This is a genomic window from Paenibacillus melissococcoides (genome assembly GCA_944800085.1).
Classification (GTDB): Bacteria; Bacillota; Bacilli; order Paenibacillales; family Paenibacillaceae; genus Paenibacillus_B; species Paenibacillus_B melissococcoides.
Window position 1 is genome coordinate 880,430 of record CALYLO010000001.1, and the last position, 17,113, is coordinate 897,542.

Consider the following 17,113-nt stretch of genomic DNA (forward strand, 5'->3'; position numbering starts at 1 on the left):
AAATCCAAGGAGGAACGGTTCGATGCTGTACACATGCCAGATTGAACTAAATGATATCACCCCGAAAATATGGCGTCAGTTTCAGTTTCATGCAGATGTCACGTTTGACCAATTGCACAACATCATTCAAATCGTTATGGGCTGGGAAGATGAACATTTCTATGAGTTCCGTATCGGGCGAAAGGTCATCGGCCTGCCGGATCCGTTTTTTTTGGAGGAAAGGGAACAGTTGTATGCCCAAGAAGAGAAGGTTGGCAAGCACGTGAATCAGGAGAAGATGACTTTTTCTTATTTGTATGATTTTGGAGATAGCTGGGAACATACGATTACGGTCATGCGCATCCAAGCAGAAGAGGCGGACGGCTTGACTCCGGTCTGTCTGGGGGGAGAGCGCTGTTGTCCGCCTGAAGACGTGGGCGGCGTGCCGGGGTACTGCCTGATGGTGGAGGCGCTGTCCGATCCCCGTCATGAAGAGCATAACGCGTTCGATAACTGGTTAGGGCCCTGGGATATTGAACATTTTTCCTGTGATGAGGTGAATGCGGAACTGCGGAAGCAGGAGAGCGAACTGACTCCGCCCAAGCGCCGGAAGACGCCGAAAGGCACTAAGAAGGTCAAGTTAACGAAGGCCGGATTGAATAAGCATTTGAAGCAGTTGAGTCGGGAAGAACTGGTTGATCTGCTGAAGGACGGCTATAGCGCGAGCACAGATATGCAGCGGTTCCTTGCTGCCCGCTTGATCGGGGAAGAGGCGGTGGAGTCGCTTTTCCATGAGTACCGTCATAAGATCGAACAGGAATTTTTCCCTAAGCGCGGCCAGGCGAAGTTGAGGCTGCAGGAAGCCAAGGACGCGATCGCCGAGTTCGAAAAATTGACCGAAAGCGTCAAGTATACGCTGGAGTTGAACCTCGCCTATGTGGACTTGGCCGTCTCGTTCTCGAAAACGTATGGCGACATCGATGCGCGGTTTTATGACTATCTGATATCGATGTACGAAGATGTCATCGATATCTTGAATGAGGAGGAGACCAGCGAGCTGTTCGATGAATATAAGGATCAGATAGAGGCCGCGGCATGGAACGCAGCGGGCTTGGGCTGGGGCGTTCATGAAGTGATGATGGATCTGTATGACGACATAAGATGGAAATAATCGAATCAGGAAGCAAGACAGGGCCCGCCTCGCTCGTGAAGAGGGATGGCGGGCTTATTTGTCCGCTCGGATATCAGTCTGCATGGGACGGAATTGAGAAATAACCGGCAGATAGGGAGCCATCAATAACCCCGCTCTCTGGCAGCGCTTGAGAAAGCGGGATTGATGCGGTTCAAGGTGTGCATAGCCCTTGCAAATGCTGGTCGATAATCGCCTCGATCCGTTCCGCGGGCAGCCGTTCGGGACGCATCATGCGGTGCATGGCCAGGCCGTCGACGAGGGCGTACAGCTTCTCCGCTTCCATATCGGCGTCCAGTCCGGGCTTGGCCAGTTTCTTCTCCAGCAGCGTGCTGACAACGAATGCCGCTGCCGTGTATATGCCGTCATGCATTTTGTCGCTCAATGCCCGAAGCTCGGGATAAATCAACGCTTTGGCCCGAAATGAAAGCCATACCTCCATTTCCATCGTTCTCTCTTCGTCCACGGGCAAAAACTGAAGAAGCAGACGCTTCAAATTGATCAGCACCGGCCCCTCGCCATCCATCGCTTCAATCCGCTTCTCGACCCGTTCGATAAACAAATTCATGCAGAAGGCAAACAACTCCGCCTGAGTGGAGAAATAGTGACGCATCGAGCCGACAGACAGTCCGGCTTCCCCGGCGATATTGCGGACGGAGGCATGCTCCAATCCGGAGCGGCGGATGACTCTCAGGGCCGCCTCGGCAACAATATGTCTTTGTTTTTCATGATCCACGATTTTTGGCAAAATCATGAGTTGAGGCAGTATGCCGTTATCTTTCAAGTGACGGTGACCCTGTTCGTGCTGATTATATCGGTATTGCGACCTTGGAAAAAGAAAAGGGCGGGTCGTTCGAAAGCGGAAGATCCTTTAAGGGGATAAATCGCTTAGAGATTTATCATATATCAATGGTTCAAGTATGATAACAGGTGAAAAGAAGCCAAAAGACATCAATGGGAACATACATGTTCTCTTGATGTCTTTTTCTCTAAGGGATGGTAAAATATTGATGTATTGTTTCTTGAAAGGATGGTGCGAATATGAAGGATGTCCTGTACCACACGGTCGGAGAACTAGTTCACAAATATAGGAGAGACGCTGGTATGACCTTATCGAAATTATCGGAACTGAGCGGCATTCCTAAGGGAACGATATCAAGAATTGAAAATGGAAATGTGAAAAGGCCGGAATTCCAAACGGTTGGCCCGTTAGCTGCGACACTAGGAATTCCATTCGAAGACGTCGTTGATCGGTACATATATATTGAGAAGAGAGCGGATCCTCTGTTCATGATATTACAATCCGTGATTCCGAACGGTAACATGGAGCTTATTGAGAAAGTCGCTTTAAGGTTTCTCGAATCCCCAAATGGAGATAGTTGTGATCTGGTCGCAGAACATATAGTGACTTGAATTCCTGCTTCGATGCATCCGCTGCATGGCATGCTTTGATTGTGGTGATTTTTGTATAATTGAGTCGAAAGTTACATTACTAACAAAATAATGGATATAAGGAAACCTGGCATATAATGGGTACAACAATAATCGACAATCTTGTTGAGATGTCATCCATGGGCGAAAAGCGAGGTGATTCACGTTGTGCCTGTACTACAGCGCGTCTAATGCAAGATTATTCCAAAAAATTCAACAGCTTAGACAGCAACTCGTAACGATAGTGAATAGGAAGAAAAATTTCACGGACGATGAGGTAGTGAGTGTCAGTCAGGAGCTGGATTATTATCTCGTCGAATTTCTCAGAGGAAAATGCTTCATGAACAAGGGGACAGGTAATTAATCAGAGGAATGGAGTCGATTCCAGATCAGCATCGCGGCCATACTGGACATCGACTCTGTGTGTGGATTAACGTGAATCGAAATCGACAAGAACTACCTGTGTAATTACCATTCGTCAAGCCATGGATAATTCCCGTAGGCCTCGCGAATTCGATCAGTTCCCGTGCTTGCTGCAAGGATATTCGGACAACTCCAAATGCGGGGTATCGGCTCGCCATTCGGGATGATACGCATATAGTCTCGAATTCGGCTCCTGCAGGCTGACGAACCTGGTCGTGGACAGACAGGCGGAAAGCCAATTGTCATGGGGATAGCTTTTTCCATCCAATAGGCAGGAGAGCCTGGCATAGCTCCCTTACGATTGTGGCGCAATGCAGGCTTGTGGCAATGATATCGCCGCGCTTGAGCAGGTGCCGCATCCAATCGAGCGTAAGCTGGAGGTCCAGATACTTGTCCTTGATGGCGTCTATGGAATTTTGAAGATACGAAGCGGATAACCGGGCTATCATGTCTTGAAAGCGAGAGCCGCTGTCATGAACCGGAATGGCCTGCTTCAATAACTCTTTCGCTCATTCATGTCGTTCATCGATATACCTTCTCTCCGCTGGTAGTAGGTAAGCATGATTTGTTGATTGTGGCCCAAAAATAAAGCCCCTGAAACAGGAGCTTTATTTCGAGGAGATAACCTGGATAGCTAGTGTAGCTACAGCGACAACGGTAGCCAAAAGACCAAAAATGGTTGTTATAACAAGTATTTGCGTATTTTTTTTCATCGAGTCGATTTTATCAACCGCCCGGTAAATCTCCTGCCGCAAATGGCTGTTGGATTCCTTAAACTCCGAACGCAACTCCTTTATATCTTCTGAGATGCGGGAAAATAACTTTTCGTTCCGTTCTTCAATTGCTTTCATTTCTTCTCTGTATCGTTTATCTTGTTCGATCATTTGCTGGTGCAGCCTTGACTCTCGTTCAGCAGCGTCCTTAGAAAGACGTTGTTCACGCTCTCTGAGGTCGCTGTCCAGTCTGTCGACATATCTTCCCAAGTCGTTGCTCATGCCATCACCATCTTTCTGATCATGCTCGGTTGAAACGATTTGTGAATACCCGGCTACAATTTCATGAAACGGATGATCTCTAATGTTTCCAATTGCTTGCTGGTCAATTTGATCATACTTGAAATCTAACTTTTTTGGCAATGAGGGAATAACGGGAATAGTGCCGTTTTGATAAACTTTTAACTGTTTTCTTGCTGAGGCACGGCCAAAGCTATTCATGATCATCACCTGTGGCAAATGTTTTTAATTGATTAGCCAAGGTTTCTATTTGCTTTCGTTTCCTGTCATCAAAGTCTGATTTGTCAAAATAGGATTCAAGGTAGATACTAATATTCATCATTACAGAAATGATATTATTCTCATTTATTTCAACATCAAAATACTGTCCATCGGCTCTAGAGATTCTTACAATTTTAGAATTATTTGAAGCAGGGGCAAATTTGGTCAGTGAGAAAGGTGAACCGCCAAGAGATGCTGCATAGCAAGTAAAATCGAAATAAAAACTGTTCTTCAATGCTATAAAGTATTCGCGATTGTCAGTTAGATATTCATCATAATTTGAATTGCGATCAGCTAGTAAGCTAGCTATGGTTTGCCCGGTATGTTCCCCGAATATGTCTTCAATATATTCATTGATGTCTTTATCGGCTACTGTAGCTTTCCTTTGGAAAAACATTGCTAGTGACTTCCAAAGAACCTCTTTCAGATATGGATTCTGTTTAAACAAGTTGTTAAGCTTCTGGAAGCCTAATTTAATGTTTTCTTCATAAAGTTCGATATCTCGTTCCGCAACGATTTCAGTGTTTGCAGTTGTAGTCATGCGAATAACCTCCTACTTTTCATTGCGCCGGACCCTTATGCGTCTATTTTACCATAGTAAAATTAAGGAAGGTGTAGGATAAAGACGGAAAATGTCGAAACCTCAAAAAATATTTGCGCTTACGAGGACTTGGCGCACGTATTCGTCTTATAATGTATGCATACCACCAATCTACAAAACAGGAACAGGAGTCGACAATGATAGACATGAAGGAGATGCTTGTTGAATATATACGCAGCTTGAGAAGGGCAACCGTGTATGCGGAGCAATTGGAGCGCGTGACAGAAGGCGTCCCGCTCACTTACGAGGATTTTGCGGCAGCTATCCTGGATCTGGAACAGTCCGGGCTGCTGGAAGCGATCCGATCGGCCGGTAGAAACCCCAGGCCGCCGCATCTCGCCTACCGCTATCGAATTCATGCGGCCCGGTTGCGATCCGGCTTGCAGCAGCGGCTCCATCAGCTGCGGCTGGAGCTTCATCCTTCGATCTCGCTTGATCGTTATTTCATGCTGGGGGAATCTGTTCTCGATTCTGATCTGCCCTTTATTATGAAAATCGATGACTATTTGCAGACCTGCGGTCTGCCAGCGGACAGCGCCGCTGCGCCAGAGAGAAGCTTCGCGCTAGTCGGTGACGAGAAGTGGATTATTGAGAAGAACGGCAAAGCCTTGCTAGAACGGATTGGGCTGCTTGACAAGCTGAAGCTTGACTCATCCCCGGATCCGGTGATGTTCGCCGTGAATCCATCCCGAGGACTTCACCCGGGCCAGGAAGAGCCGCACATCCATCTTGTCGTGGAGAACAAGACGACCTTCCTGGCGCTGCTTCCTGCCCTGTCCGAGACGATCTTCCACACGCTTATTTATGGCTGCGGGAACAAAATCGTCGGCAATATCGACATGTTCGAGCAGCAGTATCCTGCTGCTTCGGGAGCGCACCGCTTTTACTATTTCGGCGATATCGATTATGCGGGTATCCTGATTTGGGGCAATCTGTCCCGGAAGATTCCGATGATTCCTGCTCTTCCTTTTTATAGAGCCTGTCTGGAGAAGCCGGCCGTGCCAGGGAAGACCAATCAACGGCCTGCCGAATCGGCCTTGCATCAATTCGGCATGTTCTTCGATCCAGCCGAGCGGGAACGAATGGCAAGGAGTCTGGCGAGCGGGCATTATTACCCGCAAGAGACATTATCCGCTCAACAACTGCAGCAGATCGGAAAGGAGTCCATATGGGAACCGTGGAAACCGTTGACGCAACTCAGATCGTAGCCGGCTTTCAGGAACGAATGGCGAAGCTGGCTTTGTTCGATCCGCTCTTCGAATTGCAGCGGCAGAGAAAATCCGATCGCACCGGGGAACCGATTGAGATGATGGAGATGGGGCTGCTGACGCTGCTGTTCTTCTTCGAACAGAAGCTGATGCGTAATCCGAAAGCAGGCGTGAAAGATTTGGCGAAGTTTTTGCAAATGACGGCAGCCGATACGGTCAAGCTGGATGATGCAGAATTCGAAGAATTGGCCAGAACGATCATTCAAGTGTTTCGGCCATCTTCAGGGAAGAGACGTTCTTTCACTTACTTTAATTGGGAAACGCGGCAACAGGATACGGCCTATACTTCCATCTTGAAGGCCAGTTCCTTCGACAGCAAGACAAGTACGCAATATTATGCGCTGGATGACGATGGGCTGGAGCTTGTATTTGCAACCAAAGAATTCTATATGGAGTTCCAGCTCTCCATTCATCAGCTTGTGCTGCGCAAGCAATTGGAGAAGGGGGAGTTCCAGGGGGCGCTGCGGCAGATCAATGAAATGCGCGTCGACGTGGAATCGCTCCAAGAACGCATGATCAAGCTGCGGCATGAGATTAAGCGAAGTATCGTATCGGAAGACACATTGAAAAAATACGGCGCTCTTCTCGAGGATATTTATTCTCGCCTGCAGCGTGAAAATGAAGAATTCGAAGAGCTTCGCAGCTTCGTCAAGGAGACGAAGGAACGAATCTATTCCGATACGCTGCATATGAGGGAGCATCATGCGTACGAATATATTTTGCGGATATCCGCGGAATTGGAGAAGGTTCATACGGAGCACACCTTATTGCTGCAGCAAAGCATTGAATTGAAGAATGGCGCGCTGCATGCCGCCAAAGAGTCTCTTTATTACACGGGAATGGATTCGTTCAATTTCGATCAGGATATCGTGAATCTCCTGCTGGGGACTCCATTGCCCTTGGAAGCGGCAAGAGGCGTGCTTTCGCCGTTTCTTGGTCTGGAGCAGCGCGCATGCTGGTCGCCTCTGACCGTATTTGCGGAGCAGAACATTACGGCGGACGGGGAAGAGGAGCATCGCGAGGAAGGATTTCTGGAGCTGGCCGAGGGTCAGGAAGCGGGAGCGTTCATTCACTGGCGCGGCCGCCTCTTCAAGTCCATTATGGAAGATCTGCTGGTCCGGCTGAAGGAAGGGCAGACGATTCGGCTGTCGGAAGTGATTGAAGCATGCCAGCAGCGGGAAGAGAGGGACGATTGGCTTTCTATGCGCGCATTTTATGATTTCTGGCTGATTCTGCATCAGCGGAGTCCGGTTCAAGCGGGACGGGAGGATCTGGATGAGTCCAGGCCGACCGGGATGGAGGAAGCGATCCGGCTGTTGGGCAAGCATACGCTTATCGTGAAGGAAGCGGGACAGGTTATACAGGTCAATGAGCGCTTCTCGATTCAGGAGATGGATCTGACGTTGACGTTAGGAGGAGGAGACGATGCAGTACGAGAATGAGGTTGTCATGCGGGCATTCCGGCTGTATGCCGAGTTGGCCCGGAGCGGCATGGTGGAGCGGGAAGGATTGCAGCAGTATTTGGCCGATGACGAGGTAAGGGGACTCGTTGATCAGTTCGCGAGAGAGGTCGACTGCTTGACCTTGACGGCAGGCGATCAGTTGTTCCTCATACCGCTCGTTCGCTTGTCTCCCTTCCATGTGTCCAATGACTATTTGAAGAGAACGTACCTGCGAGGTCAAGCCGTCAACGCGGATCTATACCTGATGTATGTGGCGATCATCGTGTTTGTCGGGGCGTTCTATAACAGCTATCTTAGCATGGAGCCGACAAGAGATTTTATCCGGGTGGAAGATTGGCTGTTGCTTGTTCAGGAGCGGATAGACGGGTTGAAGGAGCATAATCCGGAGCAATTGAGGGAGTACGAGAAGCAATTCTCCTATAATTGGACGGCCATTATCGAGAAATGGGATGCCATGGACGATATTAAGGAGACGGCCAAGCGCCAAAGCGGAAATACGATCAGCCGCTTCAGCTTCATGGATACGGTGAAGCGATTTCTGCTGGCGGAGAAGCTTGCCGAGGAAGTCGGGGAGAATGAACTGGCGATGACGGAGAAGACCCGAATTATCGTTCAGCGCTATTTCATGGAGCTGCAGTATAATCGGGGCATTTTGCAGTTTCTATATCGGTTTGAAGAAGAACGTCAGGCCCATATCGCTCGGGAGGAGGAGAGAACCGGTGCCATCCATAGCGAAGATTAGATTTACGCATGTCCTGTACGAAGGCGGGAATAAGCGATATAACGATGTTACGTTCCAGTTCCATGGCCATAACGGCGCGGTTGTATTGGAAAATGGCGGCGGAAAGACGGTATTTATCCAGACCGCGATCCAGGCGGTGCTTCCCCATGAGGATCTCGCCGGACGCAAGGTGAAGGATACGCTGCAGCTGGACAGCGGTCCCGCGCATATCGCGATCGAATGGATTTTGACGGACAAGCCGTACCGCAGATATTTGGTCACATGCGTCACCCTGTTCCAGTCCGGCAACGGCATTGATTCCTACCGCTATGTGTATGAATATGGCGAGCATGATGAACATCGGCTGGAGAACATCCCGTTCGCGAAGGTCCATATGGGGAAGTCCCGTCCGGCGGACAAGGGAGAGATCCACGACTATTACCAGACGATGACGCATCGGCACCCGCTTCATGCCAAGACGTTCCCTACGATCAAGGAGTATAAGGCATATCTGGAGCGGCAATATCAGATTATTACGGGCGAGTGGGAAGCCATCGCGAAGATTAACGATTCAGAGGGCGGCATCGAGCAGTTTTTCGATGAATGCAAGACGACGAAGCAATTATTTGATCGTTTGCTTATTCCGGCCGTGGAGCAGTCAATCGAAGGATATGAACAGGGGACATTTGCCCGCATATTCGAGAAGCACCGGGAAGGGTTCAAAAGATATAAGCAGTTAACCGAACAGATCGAAGAGAATCGGCGAATTCAGCAAGAATTGAACAACTACGTCACGCTGTTTGAACGTCTGGATCGGGAAGAGAGGCAGTATCAAGAAGCGCGGCAAGAGGCGAAGGCGTATTGGCAATCCACTGTCGAGCTGCGGGAGGCGGCCGACAAGGAACGCCTTCAGCTTCAACTTCAGGCCGAGGAGCTTGGGGAGCGAAGCAAGCTTCTGCGGCGCAAGCAGAAATCATACCTCATCGCGCGGGAGATTCAGGAGCAGGAAGCCATTGCGGCGAAGCTGGATCTGGTCGAGGAAGAAGCAGAGCAGATCAGGGAGCGATTGCATGATGCCGAGCATCAATATTATTCCCTGCAGTATGCCGAGAGCCGCGACAGATGCCTGGCTGCCGAGGCGAAGGTTGTTCAACTGTGCGCGCAGTTGGAACGGTTAACCCTTACCGAAGATGAACGCAAGCTGGAAGAGCATTGGGAACGCAACAGCGGCCAGCTCCGCTATTTGTACGACGAGAAGGAACAGTGGCTTGAGGAACAGCGCAGCTTGTTCGAGCGCCGTCACAGGCAGCTCATGGAACAGGCAGAGACGATCCGGGGGAGTCTGCGCCAGCTGGCTGAGGAGCGCTTGCAAGGGGAGAGATCCATCGCGGAGAAGACAGCCGGGATTCAAGCGAAGCGGGATCATCAGAAGGATATCGCGAACAGCTTGCTGTCGAATCCTCAACTGGAAAAGGTGGAACAGCTGCTTCCGCTGTGGATGGAGGAAGAGCGGCAGCTGGATCAGAGCCGGATGACTCAATTGCAGGAGATGAAGCGGCTGGAAGAGGAAGCGGCTTATAAGGAACGGAAGCGCAGAGAAGTGAGCGAGGATAGCCGCCGCTTGGGCGAAGAGTTGGCGAAGCTGACGGCGCAGCATGAACGCCACCAATCCGATCTGGAGGAGTTGAAGCAAGAGCTCTGCCGCCTCCGTCCCGCATGGGACAAATATTCATCCTTATATGAAAAGGAATCCTCCATTCGGGAGCAGCTGGCGGAAGGCATCGAGCGCTGCCGGCAGCAGAAGCAGCGGCTGCTGATGCAGGAGCGTCTGGCTTACCGCTTTGTCGATGATCATGGTGAGCAGCCGTTATTTTTTGCCGATGCCGTCGTGGCCAAATTATGCGAGCAATGGAGTCATCATTATTCGCTGCTGCAGTTAGGAACGGATTATATCCGCGGGCTGCCCGAAGAGAGTAAGGGAGAGCGGGCCAGCCGTGCGGATCAGCTGTGGTCCGTCACGCTGATCACGACAATGCATGAGAAGGAATCATTGCAGCAGCGCCTCCGGCAGGCGAGCGGGAGCTTCGCATTCCCGATCCGCGTGCTCGGCGCACAGGAGGCGGCGGACATGCTTCAAGGACATAGGGAGCCGCCAGCGCCTCCCTCATGCTGGATCGTGCCGCAGCATTGGTTGAGCAATGAGGAGGCGGACGTCTATGAAGCGTGGAAGGCCGAGCTTGCCCGGCAGGCGGAGGAAGCGAAGCGGGAACGGGAACGATCGGAGCATTCGTTGCATGAATGGCAGTCGGCGCAGACGCGGTTCCAGGCTTTCTTCGCGAAATATCCGCTAGGGCGTGTACGCAAACTATCGAAATAGCCAAATATCTGGTAAACTTATCCTATGAGAAGACGATATGAGATACGAGATGACCAATGGGAACGACTCAAAGACCTCTTGCCACCGGAACGGAAACCACAGGGTGGACGTCCGGCAATCGATAACCGAAAAATGTTCAATGCCATGCTTTGGGTGATTCGTTCTGGTGCGCCTTGGCGAGACTTGCCAGAGCATTATGGCTCCTGGAGCAGTGTCTACAGTCGTTTCCGCCGCTGGGAGAAAGCAGGCATCTTTGATCGAATGCTAGAGGTTCTGGCTGCCAATCCCGATGACGAAAGTGTTATGCTCGATGCTTCCATCGTTCGTGTTCACCAACACGGCGCGGGGGCAAAAGGGGGCAGCAATTCCAAGCCATCGGACGATCACGCGGAGGCTTAACCAGCAAGATTCATGCCGTTGTAGACGGCCTTGGCAATCCGCTACGCTTCGAAGTAACCGCAGGCAACATCAATGATTGTGTAACGGGTTATGAGATCCTGCAAACCCAAGACATACAAGGTAAACATGTTTTGGCGGATCGCGGATACGATACCGATAAAATCATTGCGCTTTTGGAAGAGAAACTGGCCCATTCCGTCATTCCCAGTAAGAAGAATCGCACGATCCAACGTACAACCGACTGGTGGTTGTATAAAGAGCGTCATCTGGTCGAATGCCTGTTCAACAAACTCAAACATAATCGTCGGCTGGCAACTCGGTACGATAAATTGGCCTGTACTTTTGTTGCCTTCTTAAAGCTGGCCTCTTCCATGATCTGGTTGGCTTAAGGTTTGCATACACGCCCTAGCGGCTCAGCAGGAAGCGGAACAGAGAAGATTGACGCTCCAGGAGCTGAAGCTGGAACGGGCGCGTGAGCTTGAGCGGCTCGAGCATGAACTGGAGGTCAATCGCCGAACTGCAGAGCAGCGGCGCCGAGCGCTCGAAGAACTAGGGAGCAGAATTCAGCAATTGCAGTACCAGCTCCAGCAGGGGCATCGGTATACGCTGCTTGGCAATGAAGCAAGCAAGCTGGAAGAGGAGCTTATTCCTGTCCGGAATCAGCTTGAATTATTGGGCAAGCAGCGGGAGCAGGAAGAGAGAGCGGAACGGCTGCTGCTAGAAGAGCTGCAGACGATTCAGGATCAACAGCGGGAGATGGGCCTCCGCCTTCAAGTGCTGAAGCAAGACGACGATTATCGGGAAGTGAGGGAGTATGCCGCGCTGTCCTGCGAAGCTGCGATCGAGGAACTGAAGGCGGAACGGAAGCGGCTGGAGCTGGAGCGTCACCGGATTATGCAGGAGCAGACGCAGCTCGAATCGGCGCTTGCCAGCGAGCGGGAGCGGGTGGCGGAATGTCATCGGCTGATGGAGCAGCTGCGTATTGAGCATCCGGGCATCGCCGTGGATATGCAGCTTCCGCTGGATGTCATTGAGCGTCAACGCCAGCTTTGGTCCCGAATTGAAGAGCTGCGTCATCAACTGCAGCGGATCGAGGGGGAATATGGCCGGACGCGCGGCGATCTGCAGGCGAAGCAGGGGGCATGCCTCAAGCTTCGGCAGCAGTTCGCAGAAGAGTTCCCGGATGCCGAGCCGGAACGGTTCACCGAACCGCTCCATTCGGTTCAGAATAAGTTGCGGGACGAGGAGCAGCGGTTGACGGATGAAGCGGAGCAGATCGCTCGTCATCAAGAGCTCAACCGCAAGCGTCTGGATGAGATGGAGCGGGTGCTGAATGTCTGGAACAAGCACCTGATGGTGTTCGCTCTGGAAGATGTGCGGCTGCCGCCCGCGATCATCGGGGAAGCGGATCGCACGGAGTTCCCGTATAAGCCGTCTCATTATGCCAATCTCTGCATCGAGAAGCTGAAGGACAGGCAGGCGCGCGTGGAGAAGGAACAATTGTCGGTCAAAAATGGCCGAACCCGGATGAAGGATTATTGCATTCACGCTGTCCAAGATACGAAGCTGCGCTATATGACGATTCAAGGCATTGAATCGAAGGAGCATTTCACGGAGCTCGTGGAATTCCAGCAGACGATGGAGAAGGGCATTCGGACGGCCATTCACATCATGGAACAGAATCTGCAGACGTATGATCAGGAACTGCAGCAGTTCATCGTGCATATTCATTCCCATCTGAAGCTTATCGTTCAGGAGCTGAAGGAGATTCCGAAGAAGACCCGGGTCAAATCGGCGGAGGGATGGAAGGAGATCTACAGCTTCACGTTGGCGGAATGGGACGAGCAGGACGGCAAGGAACGCATCCGCAAATATATGGATTGGATCATTACGAAGCTGGAGCGTTATGCTGAGGAGCAAGATCAGGCAGACTGGCAGGAGCAGCAAGCGCTGATTCGCAAAGACCTTGAGAAGTGGCTGGACTCGCGCCAGCTGCTTCAGATCGTCATGCAGGGCGAAGGGATGAAGGTGGCCTGCCGCAAAGTAACGAATGATCAGCAGATTACGCGTGCCGCCTTCTCATGGGAGCAGTCCAACCGCTGGTCGGGCGGCGAGAAATGGAGCAAGAACATGACTTTGTTCCTGGGGCTGCTCAATTATATCGCGGAACGCAAGCAGTACATTCAGGCGCAGATGAAGCGGCATCGCACGGTGATTCTGGACAATCCGTTCGGCAAGGCTTCCAGCGATCATGTATTAAGCCCGGTATTCTTCATCGCCGAGCAGCTTGGCTTCCAGATTATCGCCTTGACCGCTCATGTGGAAGGGAAGTTCCTGCAAGACTATTTCCCGATTGTCTATAGCTGCCGTCTGCGTCATGCGGCAGATTCCGGCAAGCAGATCATTGAGGCGGCGCAGACGATCCAGACGGCCTATTTCCGGGATAACGACCCGGGCGTGCTCGAACGGATTGATTCACACGTCACGCAGATGGAATTGTTCTGAGCGCGGGGGCCCTGCCCCGTAGAGACAGGGGAATGTTCCGTTAAGGAGACGATTCGATTCGGCGCATCGGCCCCTGCAGGCCGATAGCTGCAGGAATATGGATTTACTATCGAACATATCGTGTTGGAATTCGAGAAGCTGCTTGGGGAAAGCAAGAAAAATTGATCTGTTATAGAAATGACGAAGGTCTTACGCAAATTGCGCCTTCGTCTTTTTTTTGGTATGACATAGTTGAGAGGTGTGATCGGGGATTCCTGAGGGATCAAATATACACATTGTATGGAGGGAGCAGGGAGATGCATCTTTATCCGCTCGGAGATGCCGCGGTTGTGGTGGAATTCGATACGGTCATCGGACCGGCATCTCATGAGCAAGTCCGATTGTTGTCGCTATATCTCGATCATCATCCGATTCCCGGAATGATTGAATATGTCCCCGCTTTTACCACGGTGACGGTATTTTACGATCCACTGGTGCTTCAATATGATGAGGCGAAAGCCAAGCTGGAGATGGCAGTAGCACAGACGACGGATATGCGGCTGGACAAGATAGCGCGCACCGTCGAAATTCCGGTATGCTACGGCGGCGAATTCGGTCCCGATCTGGAGGAGGTCGCCGCGTATAACCGGCTGACGGCGGATGAGGTTGTGCGCATTCATAGCAGCGCCGAGTATCGGGTATACATGATCGGGTTTGCTCCCGGTTTTCCGTATCTCGGCGGTATGCCGGAGAGAATTGCGACACCGAGGCGTTCTTCCCCGCGCCTGGCGATTCCCGCGGGATCGGTCGGGATTGCCGGGATGCAGACGGGAGTCTATCCCATTGTCACGCCAGGCGGCTGGCAGTTGATCGGCCGGACGCCGGTTGCGCTATTTCGCCCGGAAATGACCCCTCCGACCTTGTTAAAAGCGGGGGATACGATACGCTTCGTCCCGATAACCAAGAAGGAATACGAGAGCTGGGAGGGGCATGCGACATGAGCATCCGGGTTGAGACGGCAGGTCTGCTTACGACGGTACAGGATAGCGGGCGCTTTGGATTTCAGAAATACGGCGTGCTGGCCAGCGGCGCCATGGATACGGTGGCGCTCAGACTGGCCAATCTTCTGGCAGGCAATCAGGAAGGGGCGGCGGCTCTGGAGATTACGCTATTAGGGCCCAAGCTTGTATTCGAGAAGTCGGCAGTGATTGCCCTGGCGGGCGGGAATTTGTCCCCAGCCGTGGACGGTGTGTCCCTTCCGCTATGGTGGCCTGTCTATATACCTGCCGGCAAGACGCTCACCTTCGGCAGGGCGGTGTCCGGCTGCCGCATCTATCTTGCGGTCGCAGGCGGGATTCATGTTCCCGAGGTGATGGGCAGCCGCAGCACGTATTTGCGGGCCGGCATGGGCGGGTTCCGCGGGCGGGCGCTTCAGGCTGGCGATGTGCTGGAGACGGGAGTGTCAAATGCATGGCGGGACATGGCTTCTGACGAACCCGTCGTGCTTCCGTGGGGGGCCAGTCATGAGCTTCGCCCGGCCTATCAGGACGATCCGGTGCTGCGCGTGGTGCGCGGACCGGAATATCATCGCTTCGATGAAGAGAGCAGACGGAAGCTATGGACGGAGAGATTCCGCGTCACGCCTCAATCTGACCGGATGGGATACCGGCTGGAAGGCGTGCCGTTGGCATTGGCCGAGCCGCTGGACATGGTCTCGTCAGCCGTTGGCGCGGGCACGATTCAGGTGCCGCCGGAAGGCAACCCGATCGTGCTGCTGGCCGACCGGCAGACGGCTGGCGGCTATCCGCGCATCGCGCACGTGACTAGCGTCGATCTTCCGCTGATTGCCCAGGTGAAGCCGGGCGGACAGATACGCTTCGAAGAGGTTTCACTGGAGGAAGCGCAGGAGTTATACGTAATGCGGGAGCACAGCATCGCTCAATTCAGGCAGGGACTGGTTCTGCAAGCGCGTTAGGAGGATTCATATGTACAAGATAGACATCAACTGCGACATGGGAGAAAGCTTCGGCGCTTACCGGATGGGGACGGATGAGGAAATTTTGCCGTTCGTCACCTCGGCGAATATCGCCTGCGGCTTTCATGCCGGCGATCCGTCGGTCATGAGGAATACGGTGGCCATGGCACTTGCGCACGGGGCCGCCATCGGGGCGCATCCGGGACTGCCTGATCTGGCGGGCTTCGGCCGCCGCAATCTCGACATCACTCCGGAGGAAGCCTACGACATTGTCGTGTATCAGGTTGGGGCTTTATACGGATTCGTCAAGGCGGCAGGCGGGAGCATGCGGCATGTCAAGCCGCACGGCGCCTTGTACAACATGGCCGCTGCCCGTCGGTCGTTAGCCGATGCGATCGCCCGCGCGGTCTATGACATTGACCCGGAGCTCATCCTGTTCGGCCTGTCGGGCAGCGAAATAGTCCGGGCGGGGGAAGCCATAGGGCTCCGAACCGCGCATGAAGTATTTGCCGACCGGACGTATCAGGCGGACGGGTCATTGACCTCCCGCCGGGAAGCCCATGCGCTGATTACGGACAGAGAGCACGCGGTGGAGCAGGTTGTTCGCATGGTGCGAGAAGGCGTTGTCCGCTCTGTGCAGGGCCATGACGTGGCGATTCAGACCGATACGGTCTGCATTCACGGCGACGGCGCTCATGCGTTGGCCTTTGCCCGCAGCCTCCGTGAGCGGTTGGAGCAGGCGGGTATTGCGGTAGAGCCTGTTTAGTAGAGAGGGAGCATAATTGGATAGGGGAGTTGACCTCATTCTATACTATGAACAGTAAAATGTGGTAACCTGTAGATGTGAATTTAAACATAGATAAGCCCATCTATGCTCTGGTGCGAATGTATAGTGCACATGAAATTCCCGGGGGATTCGCACCATTATTTTTCTAAAATATGGATTTTCTCGGTGTGCTATATTTGTAATGGATGTAAAATTGGATTTTATTAGTCACATAATTGACATTTTTAATCATTTCCAAGTTATGAATTGATTAAAAATGTCAATTTCCGCTGTCGCATCCTACGCGGATGCGTGGATTGAAATGCAAATGGCGCGAACGGCAAAGGAGGCGTTGCGTGTCGCATCCTACGCGGATGCGTGGATTGAAATATTTCGTGCTCATCATTACCGCTAATCTCTCGTAGTCGCATCCTACGCGGATGCGTGGATTGAAATCACTCATGAGCATGGCTGCAACGAAATCAGAACCGTCGCATCCTACGCGGATGCGTGGATTGAAATGGCAACGTCACATATCCCCGGCCTGTGAATCTACAGTCGCATCCTACGCGGATGCGTGGATTGAAATCTTGGATGTGGAGCTGATGCACGATAAAAATAGGCCGCATCCTCCATGGTACAAAAAAAAGCATCTCAGCCCGTATCAAAAATGACGCGGGGGGAGGATGCTTGTCTTTTTTTCTCGAACGTATGTTCCCTGACAGCCTGTTGTCACTCACTACAACCATAATAGAATCTAAAG

General features: G+C 52.2%; 14 protein-coding genes, 1 pseudogene and 1 CRISPR repeat array. Of the genes and pseudogenes, 12 read left to right on the forward strand and 3 right to left on the reverse strand.

Annotated elements, in window-relative coordinates; translation table 11 throughout:
• The first annotated feature begins 22 nt into the window (after positions 1-22).
• Positions 23-1,150, forward strand: coding sequence for a DUF6155 family protein (locus OCY70_RS03975; protein ID WP_213428905.1), 1,128 nt, complete (start codon positions 23-25; stop codon positions 1,148-1,150).
• Positions 1,151-1,322: 172 nt separating this feature from the next.
• Here OCY70_RS03975 and OCY70_RS03980 read toward each other — a convergent pair whose 3' ends face one another.
• Entirely contained in the window at positions 1,323-1,916 is a 594-nt protein-coding gene (locus OCY70_RS03980; protein ID WP_213428925.1) for a TetR/AcrR family transcriptional regulator, read from the reverse strand.
• A gap of 293 nt (positions 1,917-2,209) precedes the next feature.
• On the opposite strand from OCY70_RS03980, the gene OCY70_RS03985 reads away from it, so the two are divergent.
• Positions 2,210-2,581 (forward strand): helix-turn-helix domain-containing protein, encoded by a 372-nt coding sequence (locus OCY70_RS03985; protein WP_213428906.1) that lies wholly within the window; start codon positions 2,210-2,212, stop codon positions 2,579-2,581.
• 184 nt (positions 2,582-2,765) lie between these two features.
• Positions 2,766-2,963 carry an aspartyl-phosphate phosphatase Spo0E family protein gene (locus tag OCY70_RS03990; RefSeq protein ID WP_261944588.1) on the forward strand — a complete coding sequence of 66 codons (198 nt, stop codon included), beginning with the start codon at positions 2,766-2,768 and terminating at the stop codon, positions 2,961-2,963.
• Positions 2,964-3,630: 667 nt separating this feature from the next.
• Here OCY70_RS03990 and OCY70_RS03995 read toward each other — a convergent pair.
• Positions 3,631-4,236 carry a hypothetical protein gene (locus OCY70_RS03995; protein WP_213428907.1) on the reverse strand — a complete coding sequence of 202 codons (606 nt, stop codon included), beginning with the start codon at positions 4,234-4,236 and terminating at the stop codon, positions 3,631-3,633.
• A complete protein-coding gene (locus OCY70_RS04000) occupies positions 4,229-4,837 on the reverse strand; it encodes a hypothetical protein (RefSeq protein ID WP_213428908.1) in 609 nt (202 codons plus the stop codon). Before OCY70_RS04000 ends, OCY70_RS03995 begins: the two co-directional genes overlap by 8 nt.
• 197 nt (positions 4,838-5,034) lie before the next feature.
• On the opposite strand from OCY70_RS04000, the gene OCY70_RS04005 reads away from it, so the two are divergent.
• The 9 genes and pseudogenes from OCY70_RS04005 (at position 5,035) to OCY70_RS04045 (ending at position 16,350) form a co-directional block, all read left to right on the forward strand.
• The gene (locus tag OCY70_RS04005; RefSeq protein WP_213428909.1) at positions 5,035-6,105 is read left to right on the forward strand and encodes a Wadjet anti-phage system protein JetD domain-containing protein; all 1,071 of its coding nucleotides are present in this window, start codon (positions 5,035-5,037) and stop codon (positions 6,103-6,105) included.
• Positions 6,066-7,607, forward strand: a complete 1,542-nt coding sequence (locus OCY70_RS04010) for a replicative DNA helicase (RefSeq protein ID WP_261944589.1) — start codon at positions 6,066-6,068, stop codon at positions 7,605-7,607. Before OCY70_RS04005 ends, OCY70_RS04010 begins: the two co-directional genes overlap by 40 nt.
• On the forward strand, positions 7,591-8,370 hold the full coding sequence (locus OCY70_RS04015) for a DUF6063 family protein (protein WP_213428910.1): 780 nt from the start codon (positions 7,591-7,593) through the stop codon (positions 8,368-8,370). The genes OCY70_RS04010 and OCY70_RS04015 overlap by 17 nt, the downstream gene beginning before the upstream one ends.
• Positions 8,348-10,726, forward strand: a complete 2,379-nt coding sequence (locus OCY70_RS04020) for a hypothetical protein (protein ID WP_261944590.1) — start codon at positions 8,348-8,350, stop codon at positions 10,724-10,726. Before OCY70_RS04015 ends, OCY70_RS04020 begins: the two co-directional genes overlap by 23 nt.
• A gap of 24 nt (positions 10,727-10,750) precedes the next feature.
• A pseudogene (locus tag OCY70_RS04025) lies at positions 10,751-11,448 on the forward strand (IS5 family transposase); the annotation flags it as partial.
• A gap of 115 nt (positions 11,449-11,563) precedes the next feature.
• Positions 11,564-13,630 (forward strand): hypothetical protein, encoded by a 2,067-nt coding sequence (locus OCY70_RS04030; protein ID WP_261944591.1) that lies wholly within the window; start codon positions 11,564-11,566, stop codon positions 13,628-13,630.
• A 296-nt stretch (positions 13,631-13,926) separates the two neighbouring features.
• Entirely contained in the window at positions 13,927-14,610 is a 684-nt protein-coding gene (pxpB, locus tag OCY70_RS04035) for a 5-oxoprolinase subunit PxpB (protein WP_213428912.1), read from the forward strand.
• Positions 14,607-15,584 (forward strand): 5-oxoprolinase subunit C family protein, encoded by a 978-nt coding sequence (locus OCY70_RS04040; protein WP_283776762.1) that lies wholly within the window; start codon positions 14,607-14,609, stop codon positions 15,582-15,584. The genes pxpB and OCY70_RS04040 overlap by 4 nt, the downstream gene beginning before the upstream one ends.
• A 10-nt stretch (positions 15,585-15,594) precedes the next feature.
• On the forward strand, positions 15,595-16,350 hold the full coding sequence (locus OCY70_RS04045) for a LamB/YcsF family protein (RefSeq protein ID WP_261944592.1): 756 nt from the start codon (positions 15,595-15,597) through the stop codon (positions 16,348-16,350).
• 292 nt (positions 16,351-16,642) lie between these two features.
• Positions 16,643-16,939: a CRISPR direct-repeat array (repeat unit 32 nt; unit sequence GTCGCATCCTACGCGGATGCGTGGATTGAAAT).
• Positions 16,940-17,113: the final 174 nt, after the last annotated feature.

What these genes read in the sequence shown, in the direction of transcription:
- OCY70_RS04040 (WP_283776762.1), top strand. Translation starts at nt 14,607, where the DNA reads ATGAGCATCCGGGTTGAGACGGCAGGTCTGCTTACGACGGTACAGGAT.
- OCY70_RS04015 (WP_213428910.1), top strand. Translation starts at nt 7,591, where the DNA reads ATGCAGTACGAGAATGAGGTTGTCATGCGGGCATTCCGGCTGTATGCC.
- OCY70_RS03985 (WP_213428906.1), top strand. Translation starts at nt 2,210, where the DNA reads ATGAAGGATGTCCTGTACCACACGGTCGGAGAACTAGTTCACAAATAT.
- OCY70_RS04000 (WP_213428908.1), bottom strand. Translation starts at nt 4,837, where the DNA reads ATGACTACAACTGCAAACACTGAAATCGTTGCGGAACGAGATATCGAA.
- OCY70_RS03975 (WP_213428905.1), top strand. Translation starts at nt 23, where the DNA reads ATGCTGTACACATGCCAGATTGAACTAAATGATATCACCCCGAAAATA.
- OCY70_RS04005 (WP_213428909.1), top strand. Translation starts at nt 5,035, where the DNA reads ATGATAGACATGAAGGAGATGCTTGTTGAATATATACGCAGCTTGAGA.
- OCY70_RS04045 (WP_261944592.1), top strand. Translation starts at nt 15,595, where the DNA reads ATGTACAAGATAGACATCAACTGCGACATGGGAGAAAGCTTCGGCGCT.
- pxpB (WP_213428912.1), top strand. Translation starts at nt 13,927, where the DNA reads ATGCATCTTTATCCGCTCGGAGATGCCGCGGTTGTGGTGGAATTCGAT.
- OCY70_RS04010 (WP_261944589.1), top strand. Translation starts at nt 6,066, where the DNA reads ATGGGAACCGTGGAAACCGTTGACGCAACTCAGATCGTAGCCGGCTTT.
- OCY70_RS03995 (WP_213428907.1), bottom strand. Translation starts at nt 4,236, where the DNA reads ATGAATAGCTTTGGCCGTGCCTCAGCAAGAAAACAGTTAAAAGTTTAT.